Origin of the sequence: Gordonia sp. VNK21 (genome assembly GCF_046098115.1) — a bacterium.
GTDB lineage: Bacteria > Actinomycetota > Actinomycetes > Mycobacteriales > Mycobacteriaceae > Gordonia.
Genome location: NZ_JBJURU010000001.1, coordinates 81,009 through 102,525 on the forward strand (window position 1 = coordinate 81,009; position 21,517 = coordinate 102,525).

Below are 21,517 nucleotides of genomic sequence, written 5' to 3' on the forward strand. Positions count from 1 at the left end.
TCATAGGGAGTGTGTCGTGTCCGTTTCGACGACGTCCGCGCCGTCGTTGTGCGTGGTCATCTGCTGCTACACCGATGATCGCTGGGATCTGCTGGTCCGGTCGATCGAGGCGGCGCTGCAGCAGGTGAACGAGCGCGACGAACTCCTGGTGGTCGTCGACCACAATCCACCGCTGCGCGAACGCCTGGCCCGGCACCTATCCGATCCGCGGGTCCGGCTGCTCGGCAACGCCGAGGGCCCGGGCCTCTCCGGTGCGCGGAACACCGGGCTCGGTGCGGCCGCCGGCGATGTGATCGTCTTCCTCGACGACGACGCGGTGATCCTCGGCGGCGCCCTGGCGGTGCTCCGCGCCCGGTTCGCCGATCCGGCGGTCACCGCGATCGGCGGCGCGGTGCACCCGGACTGGACGACCGGCGCCCCGGACTGGTTCCCGGCCGAGTTCGGCTGGGTCGTCGGCTGCGATTACCGGGGCCTGCCCGGCGACGGGGGTGCGCTCCGCAATCCGATCGGAGCGGCGATGGCCGTCCGCCGCGACCCCCTGGCGGCGATCGGCGGCTTCTCCGCCCAGCTCGGCCGCACCGGCACCTTCCCCGCCGGCTGCGAGGAGACCCTGATGGGGATCGCCCTGCGCCGCGAGGACCCGCAGGCCGGCATCGTCCGGGAGACCGGCTTCGCCGTGCGGCACTGCGTTCCCGCCGAGCGCGGCACCTGGCGCTACTTCACCCGCCGCTGCTACCAGGAGGGCCGGTCCAAGGCGGTACTGGCCGGGCTCTCGAGCACCGGTGAGGCGCTCTCCTCCGAACGCGCGTACTCGCTGCGGGTGCTGACCTCCGGCCTGTGGCGCTACCGCACGCATCCGGCCGCCGCAGCCGCCGTCGTCGTCGGCTTCGCCTGCACCGCTGCGGGCTTCATCGCCGGCACCCTCACCAGCCTGCACCATCGCCAGTCTGCGGCGACGCCGCACCGAGAGGATCTGAAGTGACCCCCCTGCTCCGTCTGCTGCGCCACCCGCGCACCTCCCGCTTCGCGGCTCTGGGCCTGCTCGGCTACTTCGTGGGTGAATGGATCGTCTCGGCGTCCTGGCGCGGCGCCTTCACCTACCGGTGGGCCCGATCGGGTGAACTGGGCATCCCGTACTGCGGGCGCGGCGACATCCCCTGCAGCGCCATCTGGCCGGTGATGGACGCCGGCATGATCATCACCGGGGTGGCGATCATCGTCATCGCCGCCTCCTGGCGGGCGCTGAACTGGGCGCCCAACGCCGCGACCGCGGCCCTGATCGCCGGCGGTATCGGTCTGATCGGCGCCGCCGTGATCACCGAACGCGTCGACTACCAGTGGCACGTCATCGCCCTGGACGTCTTCTTCGTCTTCACCACCGCAGGCTGCCTGCTGGTCGGCGTCTCCAACACCACCTGGCTGCCCGGCTCCGGCCGCACCGTGCTGACGGTGGCGGGCACCCTGGCGACCGTCGGCTACTTCGCGCTCACCGGCGGCCTCACCGGCTGGCTCGGCCCGGGCGGCACCGAGCGCGTCGTCATCTACTCGCTGCTGGCCGGCCTGCTGATCGCGGGCCTGCGCGGCGCCAAGCGCATCGACGCGCGGCCGGCCGGGCAGGGCGTGGCCGACGACGCACCCACCGAGACCTTCGAGCCGATCGCCGCCGGCGACCCGGCGCGTCCGGCCCTGGTCGAAGAGACGGTCCATTGACCGCTCGCACCGCCTCCACCGCCCGGCGCGCGGCCCGTCTCGCTCCCCTGCTGGCGACCACTCTGGCCGCCGGCCTGATCACCACGGCGTGCAGCAGCGCCGCGGCCGACGAACCCGAGGTGCTCTTCGCCGACGAGTTCGACGGCCTGGCCGGCCCCGTCGGGCAGCCCTGGACGATGGAGACCGGCGGGGGCGGCTGGGGCAACGACGAGATGCAGGTCTACACCGACGATCCGGCGAACGTCCGGATCGACGGCGACGGCCATCTGGCGATCAGTGCCCGCTACGACGACGGCCGGCTCACCAGCGGCCGGGTGAGCACCTACGGCGGCTACTCGGTGCGGTACGGGACGGTCTCGGCCCGCATCGCGCTGCCCGCCGGCCAGGGCCTGCATCCGGCCTTCTGGCTGCTCGGCGATAACATCCGCTCGGTGGGCTGGCCCACCGCCGGCGAGATCGACGTGATCGAGACCCTCAACGATGCCGGCGAATACCACACCTCGGTCAAGGCGCCGCGGGACTCGGTGGACCGCGGCCAGGAGGTCGCCGCATCGGGCGTCCCGGACGAGCCGCTGGCCGGCGAGTTCCGCACCTACTGGATGCGCAAGGAGCCCGGCCGGATCCAGACCGGGATCGACGACACCACCCTGCTCACCGCAACACCCGGCGATCTGGCTCCGGACGCTCAGTGGGTCTTCGACGCCCCGTTCCATCTGCTGCTGAACCTGGCCGTGGGCGGAAACTGGTCGGGACCGCCGGACGAGCAGCGCACCCCGAATCCCTCCACCATGCTGATCGACTGGGTGCGGGTGACCGCGCTGTGAACGACGAGGACCTGCATTCACCCGTGAACGACGAGAACGCTCTGTCCGTGCCGATGACCCCCGGCGGCCCGCCCGAATGGCCGGGCGCCACCTGGATCGCGAGCCTGAACCTCGCGGCCCTGCCCACCACCGGAGCCGGCGCGCCGCGCCGGGTCACGCTGCCCGCACCCGCCGCCGACGGCTACACCAGGGCCAGGGTCCTGATCCGCGACGGCTACCGCCCGCTGCGCTTCGCCGAGGCGGCCGTCGTCGACGGTGACCTCACCCTCGAGCTGCCGGCTCTCGAGCAGGCCGCACCGGCCGCTCCGGCGGCGCTGCCGCCGATCAGCGTGGTGCTGTGCACCCGGGACCGGCCCGACGACCTGCGCGGCGCACTGCGCTCGCTGCAGGCGCTGGACTACCCCGACTTCGAGATCGTCGTCGTCGACAACGCCCCGAGCACCGACGGCACCGCGCAGGTGGTCGACGAGTTCGGCGACCCCCGCATCCGCCGAGTCCTCGAGCAGGTGCCCGGCCTGGCTAGTGCCCGCAACGCGGGACTGCGCGCCGCCGCCCACGAGATCGTCGCCTTCACCGACGACGATGTCGTGGCCGACGCCGGCTGGCTGCGCGGCATCGCGGCCGGCTTCGCGCGGGCCGACGACGTGGTCTGCGTCTGCGGGACGGTGCCGAGCGGCGAACTGCGCACCCTCTCCCAGGCCTACTTCGACTGGCGCGTCTCGTGGGGCGAGAATCTGCAGAGCCGCGTCTACCGGCTCGCCGAGCCGCCGGCCGACCTTCCGCTCTTCCCCTTCCAGGTGGGCGCCTACGGCACCGGCGCCAACTTCGCGCTGCGCGCCGAGGCCGCCGCCGCGATCGGCGCCTTCGACGAACGGCTCGGGGCCGGCACCGCGACCCGCGGCGGCGAGGATCTGGACATGTTCTTCCGGGTGCTGGCCGCCGGTCACGCCCTGGCCGCCGAACCGTCGGCGATCATCTGGCATCGGCACCGGTCGGACAGCGACGCCCTGCTCAGCCAGGCCAAAGGCTACGGCGTGGGGCTCGGGGCCTGGCTGACCAAGGTTGCGCTCACCAAGGAACACCGACGGCTCGCGCTGCGCGTGGCGCGCCGCCGGGTCGGTGCTGTGGGCCGGGCCGGAGCGGCGTACGCCTCGGTGGCGGCGCCCCCGGCCGAGGTCACCGACGGCTTGCCGCGCTCGGTGGGCCGCACCGAGGTCCTCTCGGTGCTCGGTGGGCCGCGCGCACTGTGGCGGGAGAGCCGCCGCCGGCCGCGCAGCACCTGGTCGGCCGCGGCGACGGGAACCCGGCGATGACCGGCGTCCTCGAGGCCGCACCCGCGACCGCACCGATCCCGCCGGCCCCCGAGGCCGCTGCCTCGCCCCCGCGCCTGCGCATCCCGGATCTCGCAGCACTGGGGGCCGTGGCCGGGCTCCTGGGTCTGCTGCCCCTGGGCGTGGTGGTCAAGAGTCTCCTGATCGGGGCGTTCTCCCTGCTCGGGCCGGGTGCGGCGGTCCTGACCTGGGTGCGGGTGCCGCGCGCCGCCCGGCTCGCGGCGATCCCGACGGTCAGCCTGGCGCTGGTGACCCTGACGACGATCACCGCGATGTGGTCGTACCGCTGGAACGTGACCGGCATCCTGGTGCTCGGTGCGCTGGCCGTGCTCGGCAGCAGCGGCTACTGGTACGCGTCCCGCGCCGCCTGGCCCGACGTGCGGCGCTGGCCCGCGCGGGCCGGTGCGGGACTGCGCACCGTGGCGACCGGTGCCGGATGGACGGTGCCGACGGCCCTGTGCCTGGTGGCACTGGCGATCTGGGCGGCGGCGATGCCGTCGCTGCCCGGCGCCGAGGCGAACTTCTACGGTCTGGTGCTCTCCGGCAGCGGCGTTCTGCTCATCCCGGCCACCGTGCTGGCGACCATCGTCTTCCTGTGGGCGGTGGTCACCCGCCGATTCGGGGCCGCGGTGCTGGCGGTGGCGACGACGATCGTCATCCTGCGCGGCACCACCTGGGCCGGCACCGAGGTCCCGCTCTACGACTGGACGTACAAGCACATCGGCGTGGTGCGCTACATCCAGGAGTTCGGTCACATCACCCCGCCCGGCACCGACATCTACACCCAGTGGCCGGCGGTCTTCGTCACCTCGGCCTGGTTCTGCAATCTGACCGGCCTGGATCCGATGACCCTCGCCCACCTGTTCGCGCTGCTGATCCACGTGCTGATCGCGGTGATCGTCTACTCCGGTGCCCGGCTCATCGGGCAGCCGCCGATCACCGCCCTGATGGCGGTCTTCATCGCCGAGATCGCCAACTGGGTGGGCCAGGACTACTTCGCTCCGCAGGCGTGGACCATCATGCTGGCCTTCGGCTTCCTGGTGCTGATGCTGGCCTCTCGCGGTGCTCCGCAGGCCGGGGTGCTGGCGATCATCCCGTTCGCCGCGATCGTGCCCAGTCACCAGCTCACCCCGTTCTGGCTGGTCGGGGCGGTGGTACTGCTGGCGATCTTCCGGTACGCCCGGCCCCGGTGGGCGATCGCGGCGATGATCGCCATCGTCGGCTGCTATCTGCTGCTCAACCTCCAGGCCGTGGCACCGTACGGGATCTTCTCCGGCGGCAATCCGGTGGCGAACGCCGCGAGCAACATGCCGATGTCCGGGGTGCCCGCCAAGTCGCACACCTCCATGGTGTGCCGCGGTCTGTCGGCAGGTGTGATGCTGGCGGCGGCCGCGTCGGCGGTGTGGGGCCTGCGCCGAAAGCACCGGCATGTGCTCAGCTGCTCGATCATCGCCTTCTGCTCCCTCGGACTGCTGGTGGCGCAGGGGTACGGCGGCGAGGCCATCTTCCGGGTGTACCTGTACGGTCTGCTCGGCTGTGCCCTGCTCATCGCCCCGGCGATGATCGCTCTGCTCGACCGGTGGCGCGCCGGACCGCTCGGCAAGCTCACCGCGGGCGCCGCCGCCGGCGGTCTGCTGGCCGCCTCGCTGGCCGGCCTCTACTCCTTCTACGCGCTCTGGCCGATCGTGGTGGAGACCCGCGCCCAGGTGACCACCATCTCCCGGCTGGTCGACGAGGCCGAGCCGGGCAGCCGGTTCATGATGATGGCGGCGAGCGGGATGCCGTTCCGCGGCACCGCTCACTACGCGGCCATGACGCTGGCCAATCCGTACTGGGACGATCCGCTCGAGCTCGAATACGGTGCCCGTCAGGACCTGTTCCCCAACGACGAGCAGCTCGGTTACCTGAACTGGCGGGCGAGCCAGCTCGACTATCCGTCGTACGTGCTCTTCACTCCGCAGTCGGACCGGCGCATGGAGTATTACGGCACGTTCGCGCCCGACGCCGACGACCGCTTCGCAGCGGTCCTCGACGCCGATGCGCACTGGCAGAAGATCTACGACGACGACGGCACGGTGGTCTTCCGGTTCGACCCCGAGCAGAATTGACCCCGAGCAGAATTGACCCCGAGCAGATCTGGCCCCGATCAGGGACGGCGGAGCTGCGGTCCGTCCGCCATCGGCTACTGGCCGGCAGAGAACCGCACGGCGGCGGTCAGCTGGGCCGCGATCGAGGTGCCGGGGCTCAGCGGCCACCGCCGCATGATGTACTCGGCGGCCTCGTCCACCGAGAGCCGGCGGGTGGAGTTGCCGGTCCGGACCCAGAACTCCGGCGAGGCGCTCTTGCCCGGCCGCAGGTACACCGGCCGCGGCGAGGCACCGGTGCGCAGCCGGGCCACCGGTGCGGTGGTGCCGCCCCGGGTGACCTCCTCCACGGCGATCGAGACCAGCGTCGCCGCGTGCTGCCCCAGCGCGGTGGTCAGCAGATCGCGCAGCCACAGCTCGTAGCGGTCGGCGTCGGGCTGGCGCAGCGTGGCGTAATCCTGCTCGAGTCCGAGCAGCCGGCCGTCGTCGTCGACACCGATCAGCAGTGTCCCGCCGTCGCTGTTGAGGAAGGCCGAGACGGTCTTGGTGATCACCTGCTCCATCCGCGGATCCTTCTCCCCGGTGCGCAGATTGATCCGGGCGGTGGACTTGTACTCCACCCGGTCGGACTCGCCGGCGCTGAGCAGCTCGTCGATCGAGGCCTGCTGCGGTCGCTGGAAGTGTGCGGCGATCATGCTGTAGACCAGCACAGCGGCCACCGCGCCGAGAAGTGCCAGCAGGACGGCCATCGGGGATCGCAGGTGCGCGGTGGGACGGATCGCCCATGCCACTAGAAAGCCCAGTGCCGCACCGAGTATCGACAGCACCATCGAGGTGGACGCCGACAGCTGCGCCCGGTCACGGAGGATCCTGCGGGCGACGGCGCCGAACAGTCCGGCACCGGCGAGCACCACCACCAGAGTCAGCGACACCATCCAGAGCGGAGTGGACTCACGAACCGAATTCCACACGGCGCGAGCTCCTTTCGTGACCGTCAGGCCAACTCGATGAGTTCCTGGTACTCGTCGGACCAGTGATCCTCGGTACCGTCCGGCAGCAGAATCACCCGCTGCGGGTCGAGGGCGGCCGCGGCCCCCGGATCGTGGGTCACCAGCACCACGGCCCCGGTGTAGCTGCGCAGCGCGTCGAGGACCTGCTCACGCGAGACCGGATCGAGGTTGTTCGTCGGTTCGTCGAGCAGCAGCACGTTGGCCGCCGAGGACACCAGCCCGGCGAGCGCCAGACGCGTCTTCTCGCCGCCCGAGAGAGTGCCGGCCGGCTGCTCGAGCTGTGGTCCGGTGAACATGAACGCGCCGAGCAGCCCCCGCAGGTCCTGCTCCCCCGCATCCGGGGCGGCGTGGCGGATGTTCTCCCAGACCGTCGCCTGATCGTCGAGGGTGTCGTGCTCCTGGGCGAAGTAGCCCAGCTTGAGGCCGTAGCCGGCCTCGACGCTGCCGAGATCGGGCTCTTCGGTGCCCGCGAGCAGCTTGAGCAGAGTGGTCTTGCCGGCGCCGTTCAGGCCCAGCACCACCACCCGGCTGCCCTTGTCGATGGCCAGATCCACCCCGGTGAAGATCTCCAGCGAGCCGTAGACCTTGGTGAGCTCACTCGCCGTGAGCGGGGTCTTGCCGCACGCGGCCGGCTCCGGGAACCGGATCCGGGCGGTCTTATCGGCCACCCGCTCCTCGTCGAGCTCGTCGATCATCTTCTCAGCACGTTTGAGCATCTGCTGTGCCGCAGTGGCTTTGGTGGCCTTGGCGCCGAGTTTGGCGGCCTGGGTGCGCAGCGCCGACGCCTTCTTCTCGGCGTTGGCGCGCTCCCGGCGCCGCCGCTGCTCGTCGGTCGCCCGTGCGTCCAGGTAGCGCTGCCAGCCCATGTTGTACACATCGGCCTCGCCGCGCACCGCGTCGAGGAACCAGACACGGTTGACCACGTCGGCGAGCAGGTCCACGTCGTGACTGATCACCACCAGGCCGCCGTCGTGGTTCTGCAGGAACGCCCGCAGCCAGGAGATGGAGTCGGCGTCGAGGTGGTTGGTGGGCTCGTCGAGCAGCAGTGTGGTGTCGGACTTGCCCGAGCCGTCGGAGGCGGCGAACAGGATCCGGGCGAGTTCGATCCGGCGACGCTGACCGCCGGACAGCGTCCGCAGCGGCTGAGCGAGCACCCGGTCGGGCAGCCCGAGGCTGTTGCAGATCCGGGCGGCCTCGGACTCGGCGAGATAGCCGCCGAGCGCCCCGAACCGCTCCTCGAGCCGGGAGAACTTGGCAATGGCCTTGTCGCGCAGGCGATCGTCGTCCGCCTCGGCCATGATGGTCTGCTGTTTGGCCATCTGCTGGAGGATCTCGTCGAGACCGCGGGCCGAGAGCACCCGGTCCTTGGCGAGCACGCTCAGATCCCCCTCCTTGGGGTCCTGCGGCAGGTAGCCGAGCGGACCGCTGCGCCGGACCGTGCCGGCATAGGGTTCGGTCTCACCGGCCAGAATCCGCAGGGTGGTGGTCTTGCCGGCACCGTTGCGGCCGACCAGGCCGATCCGGTCACCGGGAGCGATGCGGAGGGCATCGCCGGGCGCCGACAACAGGGTCCGGGCGCCCGCACGCACCTCGAGGTCGGTGGCAGTGATCACGACGGGCCAGTCTACCCGGCAACCGGGTACCGGCTTCACCACGGCTCCGGCTACCGTGTGAGTGGTGCAGAGGCAGCGCTCAGAACTCCAGACCGTCCGGGCCGGGCTGCTCAATCGTCTGCACGCAGGCACCCGGTCGGTCGCCGTCTTCGGGCCGATGGAGGTACCCGATCCCGCCGACGCCCGCCGTCGCCTGAGCGCCTATCTCGACGCCGGCCCGGCGACCCGGGTGGGTCTGCGGCCCGACCCGGCGCGCCGGCGCTGGCGCTGGGACCCGGAGTCGGTCGTGGACCAGGTGGTCGCGGTCCCGCCGGCGTCCTCCCCCGAAGAGTTGCTCACCGCTCTGCGGTCCGCCGCACCGTTCCGGCTCGGCTTCGCCGGGCCCTACACGACGGCCGAATTCGATCACGGCGTCGGCGAGGTCCAGTCGGCGTTGCTGGCCGCGTTGGTCGCCAACGGCGTACTCGATCCGCGCCGGCCCGAGGTGCTCGCCGCTGTCACCGCCCCGCGCGCCGGCCTGACCTCCGCGGCGCTGCGCACCCTGGCCGCCCATCCGATGCGGATCGCGGCGATCCTGCGCCAATTGCACGAGCAGCCCGCGGCGGAGCCGCCGACGGCCGCGGAGCCGGTCGGCTGGGGTTCGGGACCCGATACCCGGGCCGCGGTCCTCGACGCCGAGACGGTGGCTGCCCTGCGTGCCCGGCCGGCCTCCGGGACCCGGCCATCGGTCAAGACCCTGATTCTGTGCGCTCTGGTCGCCGCTCTCGCCGACGCCGGGGTGCCCCTGGACCCATGGCTCACGATGCCGGTGGATCTGCGGCGCTATCTGCGGCCCGGCGTCAATCCGCTCGGCAACATGGTCGCCGGCGTCGAATTCCACCACCGTCCCGGCGACGATCCGGCCGAGCTGCACCGCCGCATCGGCGTCGCCGTGGCCTCCGGCCGGCCGGTCGCCGGCGCCCTGCGCAGCTCGGTCGCCGGTGCCGGCGCGATCCTCGGCCGGCGGGCACTGCGCCCGGAGGCACTCCCGCCCGGCCCGGCCCGGCTGCTGTTCTCCGGGATCCACGGTTCCCCGATGTTCTCCCTCTTCCGATGGACCGATCCGGCCTCGGCGGTGGCGCTGTGCCGCTCCGATCCGGCCGGTCCGACCGACATCACGGTGACCTCCATCGAGGTGCACGGTCGCTGCACGCTCACCGCGAGCTTCTGGCCCGACCATCAGGACGGCGATCGCCTGCAGACCGCCCTCGACCGCATCGCCGCGGATCCGCTGCGCTATCTGGACTGAGTGCCCGTGCGGCTGGACCGCCACGCCCGCACCAGCGGCGTCGTCACCAGGACTGCGGCCGTGCCCTCTGCGGCGAGCAGCGCCCACGCCGCGGCGATCACTCCGTGATCGTCGATCCACAACAGCGTCAGCGACAGCATGAGCCCGGCGCTGATCAGCTGGACGGCCAGGGCAGGCAGCAGCCGGCGCCGGATCCGGCACAGCGCGGTGTAGGCCGCGCCGCACGCGGCGAGGGGCAGCGCCGCCGCGGCCGTCTGCAGCACCCGGCCGCCGTTCTCGGCGTAGTCGCGTCCGGCCAGGGCCAGGACGACCGGGCCGAGAAGGATCAGCGCCAGACAGGCCAGCACCGAGACACCGCCGAGGATGGCCCCGAAGCGGGCGCTGAGCGCCGTGAAGCGGTCCGGCCGGGCGGCCACTGCGGCCACATAGGGTCCGGTGAGCATCGTCTGCAGCACCAGCACGGCGCTCATCAGCGACCACACCAGCGCGAAATAGGCGTTCTGATCCGCGCCGACCCGCGCGATCACCACCATCGGCAGGATGAGCGGAGCCAGGGCCGTCACCACGAAGACCCCGTAGTTGGCGGCCAGGAACCGCGCCTGCTCCCGGCCCGGCGGCAGCAGTTCGCCGGCCGCCCCGGACATGCCCGCCGCGCGCACCCGCCGGGCCACCGGTACCGCGATCACCGCACCGGCGAGCACCGCGGTGAGGATCCAGGATCCGGTGATGGCCAGCCGGCCTGCCAGGCCCGCGAGCAGCGCGGCGCCGGCCAGTTTGGCGACCGCGTGCCCGATGTTATTGCCCGCGGCCCAGTCAGCCCGGTGCAGGCCCACCGCGAGGTGGTCGAGCATCGCGAAGAGTGAGAGTGCGACCACGAAGAGCGGGAAGAGGAGCAGTTCGGTGCGCCCGCTGAACATCTCGTCGACCGGTCCCACCAGGACGAAGATGCTGCCGAGCAGCAGGCCCGCCCCGGCACCGGCGGTCAGGCCGCGGCGGACGATCCGGCCGCGGGCCGGTCCGGCGACCGGCAGGAAGCGTTCGAAGTAGGCGCCCAGACCCAGGTTCCCGAAGGAGGCGAGCATGGTGGCCGCGGTGATCACCGCGGCGGCGGCGCCGACCTCGGCCGCCGGATACAGCCGCCCCATCACCACCCAGTAGACCAGGCCCAGCACCGCGGTCCCCGCCGCCGAGACCGCCAGCGCCAGAGAATTGCGCGCGATCGCGGTGTCGGCGTCCGGCGCGGTCGCGTCCGGGGGTGCTGTGGCAGTCATGATCGTGGGAAGGCTACCCTAAGATCCGTGCGGGGAGGGGTCGGCACCGGGCCGGGGTCCTCCGCGGTGACATGCGATGACATCGCCGCGCGGCGGCCCGGCGTGGCCGATCTCACTCCCCCGGTTCCCGACTCTCAGTTCGGTGAGGCTACCCTAAACAAATGTCGCATTCCGGCGATCGGCCGGAATGCGCCGACCCCCGACTTCAGGAGCAGACCGTCCGATGACCCCCAAGCTGGGTCAAAGCGCCGGCGGTGCGGTCGGTACGGGTCTGCGACGGATCAGCGAGCGGCAACAGGACTCTCCATGAGCAACGGCATCACCTGTTCGGCGAACCGCCGCGCCTCCGCGGCCAGCGGCCAGCCGGACAGGATCCAGGTGCGCGCGCCGAGCTGTTCGGACAGTCGCTCGAGGCTCTGCGCGACGGTGCGCGGGCTGCCGATCAGGTAGTTGCCCGAGCCCTTGCCGGCGATGTCGAAGGGAGGTTCACCCGAGGTCCAGGTGGTCAGCCCGGCCGCCAGCCCCGGGGCGAACTCGAGTTCGTCCCGGCCGGGCAGCCGGCCGGCGCGCAGCGCCTCGATGCGCGCCTGCACCTGAGGGTCCGGCGAGGTGATCTCCTCGAGTCCCGGGAAGCCGAAGGATCTCAGGTTGCGATCGGCCAGCCGCCTCATCTCGGCCGGATCGGTCTGGGAGAGCTGCCACTCGAAGTGCTCCCACGCCTGCTCGTCGGTGTCCCGCACGATCACGCTCGCGAGCACCCCGCAGGGCAGTTCCCGGCCGGCCTGCGCCGCCGCGGCGCGGACGGTGTCGAAGGTGCGGGCGAGCCCGGCGGGTTCGGCCAGGAAGCTCAGGTAGACGTCGAGCACTTGCGCGGCGTGGGCCACTCCGGCCGGCGAGGCGCCGGTCCCCCACAGCGCCAGCCGTTCCTGCCGCGGCCCGGGAATGGCCGGCTTGTACTGCGGTCCGGCCGTGAAGTACTCGCCCTCGACCGCGGAGGGGTCGTCACCGTACATCCGGCGCACCGTCTCCCAGTACTCGGCCGAGACGCGGTAGCGCTCGTCCTTGCCCTCGAAGCGCCCGTAGCGGGCCAGTACCGGGTCGGCGCCGTTGACCTGATTGATGATCAGTCGTCCGCCCGAGTAGTGATCGAAGACCTGCGCCTGCTCGGCCATCATGGCCGGGGGTTTGGCACCGGGATACTCCGGCACCAGAAAACGCAGCTGTTCGGTGGCCGAGACCAGGGCGATGGGCTCGCGTGCGGTGCACAGCACCCCGTAGTAGCCGAGCCGATCGATCTCCGCGACGGTCTGCCGCAGGTGCTCGAGCGACGGGGCCACCCGGTGTTCGCTCTGCCACGGTACGGTTCCGTCGGCACGGTTGAGATACCAGAGGAACCGGAAGCCGTCGCCGTCCTCACTAGTCATATTGGTAAGCCTAGCCTTAGCATTCCTCGGGCTCAGCATCGACCGACGGTGGCGTGCGCCACAGAGCCGAGGTGTCGTAGCGTGACCGTCATGAGCCCAGCCCGCCGCCCAGACACCGATCTGCTGGTGGTCGGCGCCGGTCCGGCAGGCCGGGCCCTGGCGCACCGCGCCGGCGCCGCGGGGCTGTCGGTGAGGCTCGTCGACCCCGCGCCGCACCGGCCGTGGACGCAGACCGTGGGGATGTTCACCGACGATCTGCCCTCCTGGCTCGACCGTTCGGTGATCGCCGCCGCCGACGAGACGATCGTCGTCTTCACCCCGCACCGCCGGGTGGTCGGCCGCGGATACTGCATCCTCGACACCGCGGCGCTGCAGCAGGCACTGACCCTGCACACTGTGAGCGTGGTGACCGCCGCCGCGGCCTGGGTGAGCTCGTCGGCGGTCCGGCTGGCCGACGGACGGCTGCTCACCGCGCGCACGGTGATCGATGCGCGCGGGAACCGCGCCGCAGCGGTGCCGCACCAGCGCGCCTACGGCGTCCGGCTCCACCACGACGGACCGGCCCCGATGGTGCTGATGGACTGGAGCCGGAGCCCGGCCGCGGCCCCGACGTTCAGCTACCGGGTACGGCTCTCGCCCACGGCGATGCTGGTCGAGGAGACCTCGCTGGCCGCCTGCGACGGACCGGCTGCAGCCGTCCTCGCCCTGCGCAACCGGCCGCACCAGATCGCGGCCGCCGGGGACGCCGGGGTGCCAGGTGACGCCGGCGGCGAACCGGAACTGGTCGACTTCCCGCTGCATCCGGCCCGGCTCCCCTGGCGGGTCCCGGCCGGCGGTGCGCTGGCCTTCGGCGCGGGCGGCGGGCAGATGCATCCGGCCAGCGGCTACAGCATCGCCGAATCGCTGCGCAGCGCGGAGCTGCTGGCCGGCGCACTGGCCGCCGGCGCCGATCCCCGGCGCGCACTCTGGCCGCCGGCCGCCCGCCGCACCTATCTGCTGCGCCTGCTCGGCCTGCAGGTCCTGCTTCGTCTCGACGGCGCCGAACTGTGCCGCTTCTTCGACGCCTTCTTCTCACTGCCGGTCGCCGATCAGCGCGCCTACCTGTCCACCCGCGACGACCCGGCCGGACTCGCCCGCACCATGCTCGCGGTCTTCGCCCGCGCCGGGATGCGCCTGCAGTCACGGATCGCCGCCACCAGTGCGGTGGCGGCGATCCGGCTGGCGGTGACGGCTACTGCTGCTGCTGCCGGCTCTCGGCGATGGCCTTGTCCACGTCGAGCTCCTTGAGCTGTCCGATCAGCGAGTCGAGCGCCTGCGGCGGCAGCGCGCCGGCCTCGTTGAACACCAGGTGTCCCTTCTTGAAGGCCATCAGCGTGGGGATGGAGCGGATGCTCGCCGCCGAGGCCAGCTGCTGCTGGGCTTCGGTGTCGACCTTGCCGAAGACGATGTCGGCGTTGTTCTCGGCCGCGGCCTCGAAGGTCGGGGCGAACTGCCGGCACGGACCGCACCAGCTGGCCCAGAAGTCCACCAGGACGATGTCGTTGTCGAGGACGGTCTGCTCGAAGTTCTCACCGGTCAGTTCGATTGCGCTCATAGTCCGTCCAACCCACCGGTCCCGGCGCCTATTCCATCGCTCGACCCGGATGACCGCACAGCCGGGCCCAGCGCGACGGTCCGCGCCGGCGGCAGCGGCCGGCGACGTCCGCGGACCAGCAGCGCCACCGCCACCCCGGCGGCCACGCCCAGCACGGTGTCCAGCGCCCGCATGACCAGCAGATGCGCCGTCGGCTCGGGTTCGGCGAGCATCGTCATCACCATGATCAGCGGGGTGAAGAAGCCGATCGCGATCGCATAGTGCCGGGTCATGAACAGTTCGGTGGGCCACAGGAGCAGTGCCGCCACCGCGGCCACCGCCCAGGGCGGGAGCCCGGGACCGAGCAGCCCGGCGGCCACCACCAGACCGGCGAAGGTGCCGAGCAGCCGATGCGCCGCCCGGGTCAGCACCAGCCGTCCCTCGCCCGGCCGCCGTCGATCGCCGCCAGCGGCACTGCCGCGGCAGCCATCGCCCAGTTGGCGTGGTCCACGCCCAGCGCCAGGCCTAGGCCGCCCGCGGTGCCGACGGCCAGCCCGTAGCGCACCGCGTGCACCCTGATGCCCGGCGCAGGACGGCGCAGCACCTGACCTATGCCGTAGAGCCACGGCCGGCCGGCCGGCGGATGCGGGGTGCCGATCGTGCCGATCAGGATCGCCAGCAGAGCGGTACCGGCGCACAGTCCGATCGCGGCCAACGGCGTGGTGAGTCCGGCCGGCGCTGTCGCGGTGGCGCCGAGCGCGAAGATGAAGAAGAACGGGCCGGCCGGGCGCAACCGCACCGCATCGGCGAGCAGTGAGCTGACCATCGCGAACGCGGTCTCCACCAGCACCAGCACCCAGATCGGCAGCAGTGCGGCGGTGGGCAGGGCCAGGCTCGCCAGCACCCGCAGTGCGTGACGATGATCGGCGCTGTCCGGACGCAGCGCGGAGGGTACAGAAGGCACCGGCTCAGCTGGTCAGCTGAGCCGGTGCCGGTGAGAGGTGGGCGGCGTTCACACGGTGAAGCCGAGTGCGCGGAGCTGCTCGCGGCCGTCGTCGGTGATCTTGTCCGGTCCCCACGGCGGCAGCCACACCCAGTTGAGCTCGATGTCGGTGCACAAGCCGGAGTTGATCAGCACCCCGCGGGTCTGGTCCTCGATCACATCGGTGAGCGGGCAGGCGGGTGAGGTGAGGGTCATGTCGATCTTGGCGACGGCCTCGTCGGTCACCTCCAGCCCGTACACCAGGCCGAGGTCCACGACGTTGATCCCCAGTTCGGGGTCCACCACGTCGCGCATGGCCTCCTCGACGTCGTCGAGGGTCGGCAGCGAGGTCTGCACCTGCTCCGGTGCTCCGGCCGGCGTCCCGGCCGTATCGGTCTGTGTGGCTTCGTTGGTGTCGGTCATGACTGTGCTCCCACTTGTCGGTCGACGGTCCTTCCCAGAACGTCTTTGAAGGCCATCCAGCCCAGCAGCGCGCACTTCACGCGCGCCGGATATTTGCTCACGCCGGCGAAGGCGATACCGTCGCCGATCACGTCTTCGTCGCCCTCGTCGGCCCCGCGCGAGGACACCATGGCGTTGAAGGAGTCCACGGTGGCCAGGGCCTCCTCCACCGGCAGCCCCACCACCTGGTCGAACAGCACCGAGGTGGAGGCCTGCGAGATCGAGCAGCCCTGGCCGTCGTAGGACACGTCGGAGACCACGCCGTCGGTCACCTTGACCCGCAGCGTCACCTCGTCACCACAGGTCGGATTCACGTGGTGCGCTTCGGAATCGAAGGGCTCGCGCAGCCCGCGGCCGTGCGGATGCTTGTAGTGGTCCAGGATCACGTCCTGGTACATCTGCTCCATCCGCATCTCAGCGCCCCCCGAAGAATCGCTGGGCGGTGACGATCGCATCGGCCAGGGCGTCCACCTCGTCGATCGTGTTGTAGACGGCCAGCGAGGCGCGGGCGCTGGCGGCCACCCCGAGCCGGCGATGCAGCGGCCAGGCGCAGTGGTGACCCACCCGGATGGCCACACCCTCGTCGTCGAGCACCTGCCCCAGATCGTGCGCGTGGATCCCGTCTACCACGAACGACAGTGCGCCGCCGCGGTCGTCCGCCTCGGCCGGTCCGATCAGCCTCAGGCCGTCGATCGCCAGAAGCCGCTGCAGACCGTGTTCGACGAGCATGCGCTCGTGGGCGGCGACGGCGTCCATGCCGAGCTTCTCCAGGTACTCCACGGCCGCGCCGAGGCCCACGGCCTGTGAGGTCATCGGCACGCCCGCCTCGAAGCGCTGCGGGGGCGGCGCGTAGGTGGAGACCTCCATGGTGACGGTCTCGATCATCGAACCGCCGGTCAGGAAGGGCGGCAGCTGCGACAGCAGCGCGGCCCGTCCGTACAGCACGCCGACGCCGGAAGGCCCGAGCATCTTGTGCCCGGAGAAGGCGGCGAAGTCCACGCCCAGACCGGCGAAGTCCACTGGCAGGTGCGGCACCGACTGGCAGGCGTCGAGCACGGTCAGCGCACCCACCTCCCGCGCCCGCGAGACCAGCTCGGCCACATCGCTGACCGCGCCGGTCACATTGGACTGGTGGGTGAAGGCGACGATCTTGACCGACGGATCCAGAGTGAGCGAGTCCAGGTCGATGCGCCCGTCGTCGGTGACCCCGTACCAGCGCAGGGTGGCACCGGTACGCCGGCACACCTCCTGCCAGGGCACCAGATTCGCGTGGTGCTCCAGTTCGGTGATCACCACGGTGTCGCCCGGCCCGAGCGGCCTGCCGCCGGCCAGCGCCGTGCACCGGTCGTCGCTGAGCGTGTACGCCACCAGATTCAGCGATTCGGTGGCGTTCTTGGTGAACACCAGCTCGTCGACGGCGGCGCCGACGAAGCCGGCGATCGCGGCGCGGGCGTGCTCGTACGCATCGGTCGCCTCTTCGGCGAGCTGGTGCGCACCGCGGTGCACGGCCGCGTTATGCGTCAGCAGGAAGTCGCGTTCGGCGTCGAGGACCTGCAGCGGACGCTGCGAGGTGGCACCCGAGTCGAGGTAGACCAGCGGTTTGCGGTCGCGCACCGTCCGCGCCAGGATCGGGAAGTCTGCGCGCACGGCCGTGACGTCGATCCCTGTCGAGACGGTCATCGGTCCCCCTTGTCGTAATGGTGCTGCCGGTCGGACGGCCGGAAGCTACTGCGCGGCGGCGGCGGAGGTGAACCGCACGTAGCCGTTCTCCTCCAGCTCGTCGGCCAGTTCGGCGCCGCCGGACTCGACCACCCGGCCGTCGACGAAGACGTGCACGAAGTCGGGCTTGATGTAACGCAGGATCCGGGTGTAGTGCGTGATCAGCAGGATGCCGCCGGTCTCGCGCTCCTTGTAGCGGTTCACACCCTCCGAGACGATCCGCAGGGCATCGACGTCCAGGCCGGAGTCGGTCTCGTCGAGGATGGCGATCTTGGGCTTGAGCAGGCTCAGCTGCAGGATCTCGTGGCGCTTCTTCTCGCCGCCGGAGAAGCCCTCGTTCACGCTGCGCTCGGCGAACGCCGGATCGATCTCCAGCTCGGTCATCGCCTCCTTGGTCTCCTTGACCCAGTGCCGCAGCTTGGGGGCCTCGCCGCGCACTGCGGTCGCGGCGCTGCGCAGGAAGTTCGACATCGAGACGCCGGGCACCTCCACCGGGTACTGCATGGCCAGGAACAGGCCGGCGCGGGCGCGCTCGTCCACGCTCATCTCCAGCACGTCTTCCCCGTCGAGGGTGATCGAGCCGCCGGTGATCTCGTACTTGGGGTGACCGGCGATGGCGTACGAGAGCGTCGACTTACCCGAGCCGTTCGGGCCCATGATCGCGTGCGTCTCACCGGAGTTCACGGTCAGGTCCACACCCTTGAGGATGTGGATGGGTTCGGCGTCGGGATCGGACTGGGCGACGTCGACGTGCAGATCGCGGATCTCGAGAGTGGTCATGATTTCTGGGTATTCCTTCGTGTCTGTGGGCTGTGGGCGCGGCTCAGGCGCCGGCGGATTCGAGCTCGGCTTCGATGGCCGCTTCGAGCCGCTCACGCAGCTCCGGCACGGTGATCTTGGCGAGCACCTCGCCGAAGAATCCGCGGACCACCAGTCGACGCGCCTGATCCTCGGGGATACCGCGGGCCTGCAGGTAGAACAACTGCTCGTCGTCGAATCTTCCCGTGGCGCTGGCGTGGCCGGCTCCGACGATCTCGCCGGTCTCGATCTCCAGGTTCGGCACCGAGTCGGCCCGGGCGTTGTCGGTGAGCACCAGATTGCGATTGAGCTCGTAGGTGTCGGTGCCGTCGGCGGTGGGCCGGATCAGCACGTCGCCGATCCAGACGGTGTGCGCCTCGCCGCGCTTGTCGCCGGACAGGTCGCCCTGCAGGGCACCCTTGTAGACCACTCGCGAACGGCAGTGCGGCGCAGAGTGATCCACCAGCAGCCGCTGCTCGAGGTGCTGGCCCGCATCGGCGAAGTACAGGCCCCACAACTCGGCGTCGCCGCCGGGTGCGGTGTACTGAACATGCGGCGAGAGCCGGACCAGGTTGCCGCCCAGACTGATCGAGAAGTGCCGGACCACCGAGTCCCTGCCCAGCGACAGATGATGGGTCGCCACGTGCACCGCGTCGTCGTCCCATTCCTGGACGGCGACCACGGTCAGGTGCGCGCTGTCGCCGACGATCAGCTCCACGTTCTCGCCGACCGTGCCGCCACCGCGCTGATCGAGCACCACGACGGCCTTCGAGAAGGCCTCGGCGCGGATCTGCAGGTGCGAGTACGCCACCTCGCCGGCCCCGGGACCGGTCACGGTGACCACCACCGGATCAGCGACCTGCGCCTCGGCGGCGACCGTGATCACGGTGGCCTCCTGGAACGACGAATACGCCTGTGCCGCCACGCGATCGAAGGGCACGCCGGCGGCGCCGAGGCGCTCGTCGGTGCGGCCGACGGTCTCCACACTCACGCCCTCCGGTTCCCCGGCGACGGAGACGCCGGTGCGGCCGGTGGCCGGCGCGGTGCCGTCGTGCAGGCCGCGCAGGCGACGGAACGGGGTGAAGCGCCAGGCCTCTTCGCGCTGGGCCGGCACCTCGAAGGCGTCGACCTCGTAGGAGGTGAAGAGCTCACCCTTGTTGGCCACCGGGGTCGCGGCGGCGGATGCGGTCTCGGTCATCAGCCGACGCTTCCTTCCATCTGCAGCTCGATCAGGCGGTTCAGCTCGAGTGCGTACTCCATCGGCAGTTCCTTGGCGATCGGCTCGACGAAGCCGCGCACCACCATGGCCATCGCCTCTTCCTCGGTCAGTCCGCGGCTCATCAGGTAGAAGAGCTGGTCGTCGCTCACCTTGGAGACGGTGGCCTCGTGTCCCATGGTCACGTCGTCCTCGCGGATGTCGACGTACGGGTAGGTGTCGCTGCGGCTGATCTGGTCCACCAGCAGCGCGTCGCAGACCACAGTCGAACGGGAGCCGTAGGCGCCCGGGTTGACCTTGATCAGGCCGCGGTACGACGACCGTCCGCCGCCGCGCGCCACCGACTTGGAGACGATGTTGCTCGAGGTATGCGGGGCCAGGTGCACCATCTTCGATCCGGTGTCCTGGTGCTGCCCCTCGCCGGCGAAGGCCACCGAGAGCACCTCGCCCTTGGCGTGCTCACCGGTCAGCCACACCGCCGGGTACTTCATCGTCACCTTGGAGCCGATGTTGCCGTCGACCCACTCCATAGTGGCGCCGGCCTCGGCCTTGGCCCGCTTGGTGACCAGGTTGTAGACGTTGTTCGACCAGTTCTGGATGGTCGTGTAGCGGCACCGGCCGCCCTTCTTGACGACGATCTCGACGACCGCCGAGTGCAGCGAGTCGGACTTGTAGATCGGCGCGGTGCAGCCTTCGACGTAGTGCACGTAGGCGTCCTCGTCGACGATGATCAGGGTGCGCTCGAACTGCCCCATGTTCTCGGTGTTGATCCGGAAGTAGGCCTGCAGCGGGATGTCCACGTGCACGCCCGGCGGCACGTAGATGAACGAGCCGCCCGACCACACGGCGGTGTTCAGTGCGGAGAACTTGTTGTCGCCGGCCGGGATCACCGAGCCGAAGTACTCCTGGAAGATCTCCGGGTGCTCACGCAGACCCGAGTCGGTGTCCAGGAAGATCACGCCCTTCTCCTCCAGGTCCTCGCGGATCTGGTGGTAGACGACCTCCGACTCGTACTGGGCGGCCACACCGGCCACCAGACGCTGCTTCTCGGCCTCGGGGATGCCCAGCCGGTCGTAGGTGTTCTTGATGTCCTCGGGCAGTTCTTCCCACGACTCCGCCTGGCGCTCGGTGGAGCGCACGAAGTACTTGATGTTGTCGAAGTCGATGCCGTCGAGGTCACCACCCCAGCTCGGCATGGGCTTGCGGTCGAAGATCCGCAGCGCCTTGAGCCGCTGCTCGAGCATCCACTCGGGTTCGTTCTTCTTCGCCGAGATGTCGCGCACGACCGCCTCGGACAAGCCGCGCTGCGCCGAAGCGCCGGCTTCGTCGCTGTCGGACCAGCCGTAGCCGTAACGGTCGAAGGACGCGATCGTCTCTTCTTGCGTCAGCGGGGTGCCGGCGGCGGGGTCGGTGACCGTCATCGTGAGGCCTTTCCATCGGGGGACTGTTGGGGCTGTTTCTGCGCTGCGGCGCCGTCCGGCACCGCCTGCAGTGGTACGTGAGTGGTACAGACGCAGTCGCCGTTGGCGATGGTCGCCAGCCGCTGTACGTGGGTGCCGAGCAGTTCGGTGAATCGCTCGGTCTCCGCCTCGCAGAGTTCGGGGAACTCCGCGGCGACGTGGGCCACGGGGCAGTGGTGCTGGCAGATCTGCACACCGGTACCCACCTGGCGGATGTTGGCCGAGTAGCCGGCGCCGGTGAGCGCGTCGGCGATCGCCGCCGCGGTGCGTGCCGCGTCGCCGTTCTCGCCGGCCGGGGCCACGCCGGAGACGATGCCCTCGACCCGTTCCCGGGCGAAGGCGTCGACGGCATTCTGTCCGGCCAGCTCGCGCAGTTTGCGCAACGCCGCGCCGGCGAGGTCATCGTAGGCGTGGCGGAGTTTGCCACGGCCCGAGGGACTGAGCTGGAACCATTTGGCCGGGCGGCCCCGGCCGCCCTTGCCGAATCCGGCCGGCGCGGTCTCCACATCACCGGCACCGACCAGGATGTCCAGGTGCCGCCGGACTCCGGCGGCGCTGATACCCAGGTGCTCGGCGATGTCACCGGCGGTCATCGGCCCCTCGTCCACCAGCAACGACACCACGGCGGCGCGGGTCTGCCCGTCCGCTCCCGGTGCATCGGCGAACTGCTCGATGAGCAGTCGCCGGTCCTCGTCGGTGGATTTCACAACAATATTGTGACGTAATTCCGACGCAGGTTCCAGCAAGGGTGG

General features: G+C 70.9%; 21 protein-coding genes. 7 read left to right on the forward strand and 14 right to left on the reverse strand.

The window, feature by feature from the left end:
* Nucleotides 1-16: 16 nt before the first annotated feature.
* From ACJMNC_RS00445 to ACJMNC_RS00465, 5 genes are read left to right on the forward strand one after another with little or no spacing between them, the layout of a single operon-like run.
* On the forward strand, nucleotides 17-982 hold the full coding sequence (locus tag ACJMNC_RS00445; RefSeq protein WP_408945996.1) for a glycosyltransferase family 2 protein: 966 nt from the start codon (nucleotides 17-19) through the stop codon (nucleotides 980-982).
* Entirely contained in the window at nucleotides 979-1,710 is a 732-nt protein-coding gene (locus ACJMNC_RS00450) for a DUF998 domain-containing protein (protein WP_408945997.1), read from the forward strand. The genes ACJMNC_RS00445 and ACJMNC_RS00450 overlap by 4 nt, the downstream gene beginning before the upstream one ends.
* A complete protein-coding gene (locus ACJMNC_RS00455; RefSeq protein ID WP_408945998.1) occupies nucleotides 1,707-2,534 on the forward strand; it encodes a glycoside hydrolase family 16 protein in 828 nt (275 codons plus the stop codon). The genes ACJMNC_RS00450 and ACJMNC_RS00455 overlap by 4 nt, the downstream gene beginning before the upstream one ends.
* A gap of 53 nt (nucleotides 2,535-2,587) precedes the next feature.
* Nucleotides 2,588-3,847, forward strand: a complete 1,260-nt coding sequence (locus tag ACJMNC_RS00460; protein WP_408946436.1) for a glycosyltransferase family 2 protein — start codon at nucleotides 2,588-2,590, stop codon at nucleotides 3,845-3,847.
* Nucleotides 3,844-5,973, forward strand: coding sequence for a hypothetical protein (locus ACJMNC_RS00465; RefSeq protein ID WP_408945999.1), 2,130 nt, complete (start codon nucleotides 3,844-3,846; stop codon nucleotides 5,971-5,973). The genes ACJMNC_RS00460 and ACJMNC_RS00465 overlap by 4 nt, the downstream gene beginning before the upstream one ends.
* Nucleotides 5,974-6,047: 74 nt before the next feature.
* Here ACJMNC_RS00465 and ACJMNC_RS00470 read toward each other — a convergent pair whose 3' ends face one another.
* Together ACJMNC_RS00470 and ACJMNC_RS00475 are read right to left on the reverse strand one after the other, a co-directional pair.
* On the reverse strand, nucleotides 6,048-6,884 hold the full coding sequence (locus ACJMNC_RS00470; protein WP_408946437.1) for a helix-turn-helix domain-containing protein: 837 nt from the start codon (nucleotides 6,882-6,884) through the stop codon (nucleotides 6,048-6,050).
* A gap of 59 nt (nucleotides 6,885-6,943) precedes the next feature.
* Nucleotides 6,944-8,572 carry an ABC-F family ATP-binding cassette domain-containing protein gene (locus tag ACJMNC_RS00475; RefSeq protein WP_408946000.1) on the reverse strand — a complete coding sequence of 543 codons (1,629 nt, stop codon included), beginning with the start codon at nucleotides 8,570-8,572 and terminating at the stop codon, nucleotides 6,944-6,946.
* A gap of 64 nt (nucleotides 8,573-8,636) precedes the next feature.
* Here ACJMNC_RS00475 and ACJMNC_RS00480 point away from each other — a divergent pair, with 64 nt between their 5' ends.
* On the forward strand, nucleotides 8,637-9,860 hold the full coding sequence (locus tag ACJMNC_RS00480; RefSeq protein WP_408946001.1) for a hypothetical protein: 1,224 nt from the start codon (nucleotides 8,637-8,639) through the stop codon (nucleotides 9,858-9,860).
* Here ACJMNC_RS00480 and ACJMNC_RS00485 read toward each other — a convergent pair.
* Together ACJMNC_RS00485 and ACJMNC_RS00490 are read right to left on the reverse strand one after the other, a co-directional pair.
* Entirely contained in the window at nucleotides 9,848-11,131 is a 1,284-nt protein-coding gene (locus ACJMNC_RS00485) for a polysaccharide biosynthesis protein (RefSeq protein ID WP_408946002.1), read from the reverse strand. The genes ACJMNC_RS00480 and ACJMNC_RS00485 overlap by 13 nt on opposite strands.
* A gap of 281 nt (nucleotides 11,132-11,412) precedes the next feature.
* Nucleotides 11,413-12,555: an LLM class flavin-dependent oxidoreductase gene (locus tag ACJMNC_RS00490; protein WP_408946003.1), complete on the reverse strand. Its 1,143-nt coding sequence runs from the start codon at nucleotides 12,553-12,555 to the stop codon at nucleotides 11,413-11,415.
* Between the two features lie 90 nt (nucleotides 12,556-12,645).
* Between ACJMNC_RS00490 and ACJMNC_RS00495 the strand changes: the two genes are divergently transcribed.
* Nucleotides 12,646-13,842 (forward strand): lycopene cyclase family protein, encoded by a 1,197-nt coding sequence (locus tag ACJMNC_RS00495; RefSeq protein WP_408946004.1) that lies wholly within the window; start codon nucleotides 12,646-12,648, stop codon nucleotides 13,840-13,842.
* Here ACJMNC_RS00495 and trxA read toward each other — a convergent pair.
* The 10 genes from trxA to ACJMNC_RS00545 are packed head-to-tail and all read right to left on the reverse strand — an operon-like array spanning nucleotide 13,787 to nucleotide 21,511.
* Nucleotides 13,787-14,149 (reverse strand): thioredoxin, encoded by a 363-nt coding sequence (trxA, locus tag ACJMNC_RS00500; protein ID WP_408946005.1) that lies wholly within the window; start codon nucleotides 14,147-14,149, stop codon nucleotides 13,787-13,789. The two genes, ACJMNC_RS00495 and trxA, sit on opposite strands and share 56 nt — an antisense overlap.
* Nucleotides 14,146-14,559: an FUSC family protein gene (locus tag ACJMNC_RS00505; RefSeq protein ID WP_408946006.1), complete on the reverse strand. Its 414-nt coding sequence runs from the start codon at nucleotides 14,557-14,559 to the stop codon at nucleotides 14,146-14,148. The genes trxA and ACJMNC_RS00505 overlap by 4 nt, the downstream gene beginning before the upstream one ends.
* Nucleotides 14,553-15,092, reverse strand: a complete 540-nt coding sequence (locus ACJMNC_RS00510; RefSeq protein WP_408946007.1) for a hypothetical protein — start codon at nucleotides 15,090-15,092, stop codon at nucleotides 14,553-14,555. The genes ACJMNC_RS00505 and ACJMNC_RS00510 overlap by 7 nt, the downstream gene beginning before the upstream one ends.
* Nucleotides 15,093-15,140: 48 nt before the next feature.
* Nucleotides 15,141-15,533 (reverse strand): metal-sulfur cluster assembly factor, encoded by a 393-nt coding sequence (locus ACJMNC_RS00515; RefSeq protein WP_408946008.1) that lies wholly within the window; start codon nucleotides 15,531-15,533, stop codon nucleotides 15,141-15,143.
* Nucleotides 15,530-15,985 carry a Fe-S cluster assembly sulfur transfer protein SufU gene (gene sufU / locus ACJMNC_RS00520; RefSeq protein WP_408946009.1) on the reverse strand — a complete coding sequence of 152 codons (456 nt, stop codon included), beginning with the start codon at nucleotides 15,983-15,985 and terminating at the stop codon, nucleotides 15,530-15,532. Before sufU ends, ACJMNC_RS00515 begins: the two co-directional genes overlap by 4 nt.
* Before the next feature lies 1 nt (nucleotide 15,986).
* A complete protein-coding gene (locus ACJMNC_RS00525; protein WP_408946010.1) occupies nucleotides 15,987-17,252 on the reverse strand; it encodes a cysteine desulfurase in 1,266 nt (421 codons plus the stop codon).
* 45 nt (nucleotides 17,253-17,297) lie between these two features.
* Nucleotides 17,298-18,071, reverse strand: a complete 774-nt coding sequence (gene sufC / locus ACJMNC_RS00530; protein WP_408946011.1) for a Fe-S cluster assembly ATPase SufC — start codon at nucleotides 18,069-18,071, stop codon at nucleotides 17,298-17,300.
* A gap of 43 nt (nucleotides 18,072-18,114) precedes the next feature.
* A complete protein-coding gene (sufD, locus tag ACJMNC_RS00535) occupies nucleotides 18,115-19,287 on the reverse strand; it encodes a Fe-S cluster assembly protein SufD (protein WP_408946012.1) in 1,173 nt (390 codons plus the stop codon).
* Nucleotides 19,287-20,726 (reverse strand): Fe-S cluster assembly protein SufB, encoded by a 1,440-nt coding sequence (gene sufB, locus ACJMNC_RS00540; RefSeq protein ID WP_408946013.1) that lies wholly within the window; start codon nucleotides 20,724-20,726, stop codon nucleotides 19,287-19,289. Before sufB ends, sufD begins: the two co-directional genes overlap by 1 nt.
* Nucleotides 20,723-21,511 carry a helix-turn-helix transcriptional regulator gene (locus ACJMNC_RS00545; protein ID WP_408946014.1) on the reverse strand — a complete coding sequence of 263 codons (789 nt, stop codon included), beginning with the start codon at nucleotides 21,509-21,511 and terminating at the stop codon, nucleotides 20,723-20,725. Before ACJMNC_RS00545 ends, sufB begins: the two co-directional genes overlap by 4 nt.
* Nucleotides 21,512-21,517: the final 6 nt, after the last annotated feature.

What these genes read in the sequence shown, in the direction of transcription:
- trxA (WP_408946005.1), bottom strand. Translation starts at nt 14,149, where the DNA reads ATGAGCGCAATCGAACTGACCGGTGAGAACTTCGAGCAGACCGTCCTC.
- ACJMNC_RS00490 (WP_408946003.1), bottom strand. Translation starts at nt 12,555, where the DNA reads ATGACTAGTGAGGACGGCGACGGCTTCCGGTTCCTCTGGTATCTCAAC.
- ACJMNC_RS00485 (WP_408946002.1), bottom strand. Translation starts at nt 11,131, where the DNA reads ATGACTGCCACAGCACCCCCGGACGCGACCGCGCCGGACGCCGACACC.
- sufU (WP_408946009.1), bottom strand. Translation starts at nt 15,985, where the DNA reads ATGCGGATGGAGCAGATGTACCAGGACGTGATCCTGGACCACTACAAG.
- sufD (WP_408946012.1), bottom strand. Translation starts at nt 19,287, where the DNA reads ATGACCGAGACCGCATCCGCCGCCGCGACCCCGGTGGCCAACAAGGGT.
- ACJMNC_RS00465 (WP_408945999.1), top strand. Translation starts at nt 3,844, where the DNA reads ATGACCGGCGTCCTCGAGGCCGCACCCGCGACCGCACCGATCCCGCCG.
- ACJMNC_RS00470 (WP_408946437.1), bottom strand. Translation starts at nt 6,884, where the DNA reads ATGGTGTCGCTGACTCTGGTGGTGGTGCTCGCCGGTGCCGGACTGTTC.
- ACJMNC_RS00460 (WP_408946436.1), top strand. Translation starts at nt 2,588, where the DNA reads ATGACCCCCGGCGGCCCGCCCGAATGGCCGGGCGCCACCTGGATCGCG.
- sufB (WP_408946013.1), bottom strand. Translation starts at nt 20,726, where the DNA reads ATGACGGTCACCGACCCCGCCGCCGGCACCCCGCTGACGCAAGAAGAG.
- sufC (WP_408946011.1), bottom strand. Translation starts at nt 18,071, where the DNA reads ATGACCACTCTCGAGATCCGCGATCTGCACGTCGACGTCGCCCAGTCC.
- ACJMNC_RS00495 (WP_408946004.1), top strand. Translation starts at nt 12,646, where the DNA reads ATGAGCCCAGCCCGCCGCCCAGACACCGATCTGCTGGTGGTCGGCGCC.
- ACJMNC_RS00525 (WP_408946010.1), bottom strand. Translation starts at nt 17,252, where the DNA reads ATGACCGTCTCGACAGGGATCGACGTCACGGCCGTGCGCGCAGACTTC.
- ACJMNC_RS00515 (WP_408946008.1), bottom strand. Translation starts at nt 15,533, where the DNA reads ATGACCGACACCAACGAAGCCACACAGACCGATACGGCCGGGACGCCG.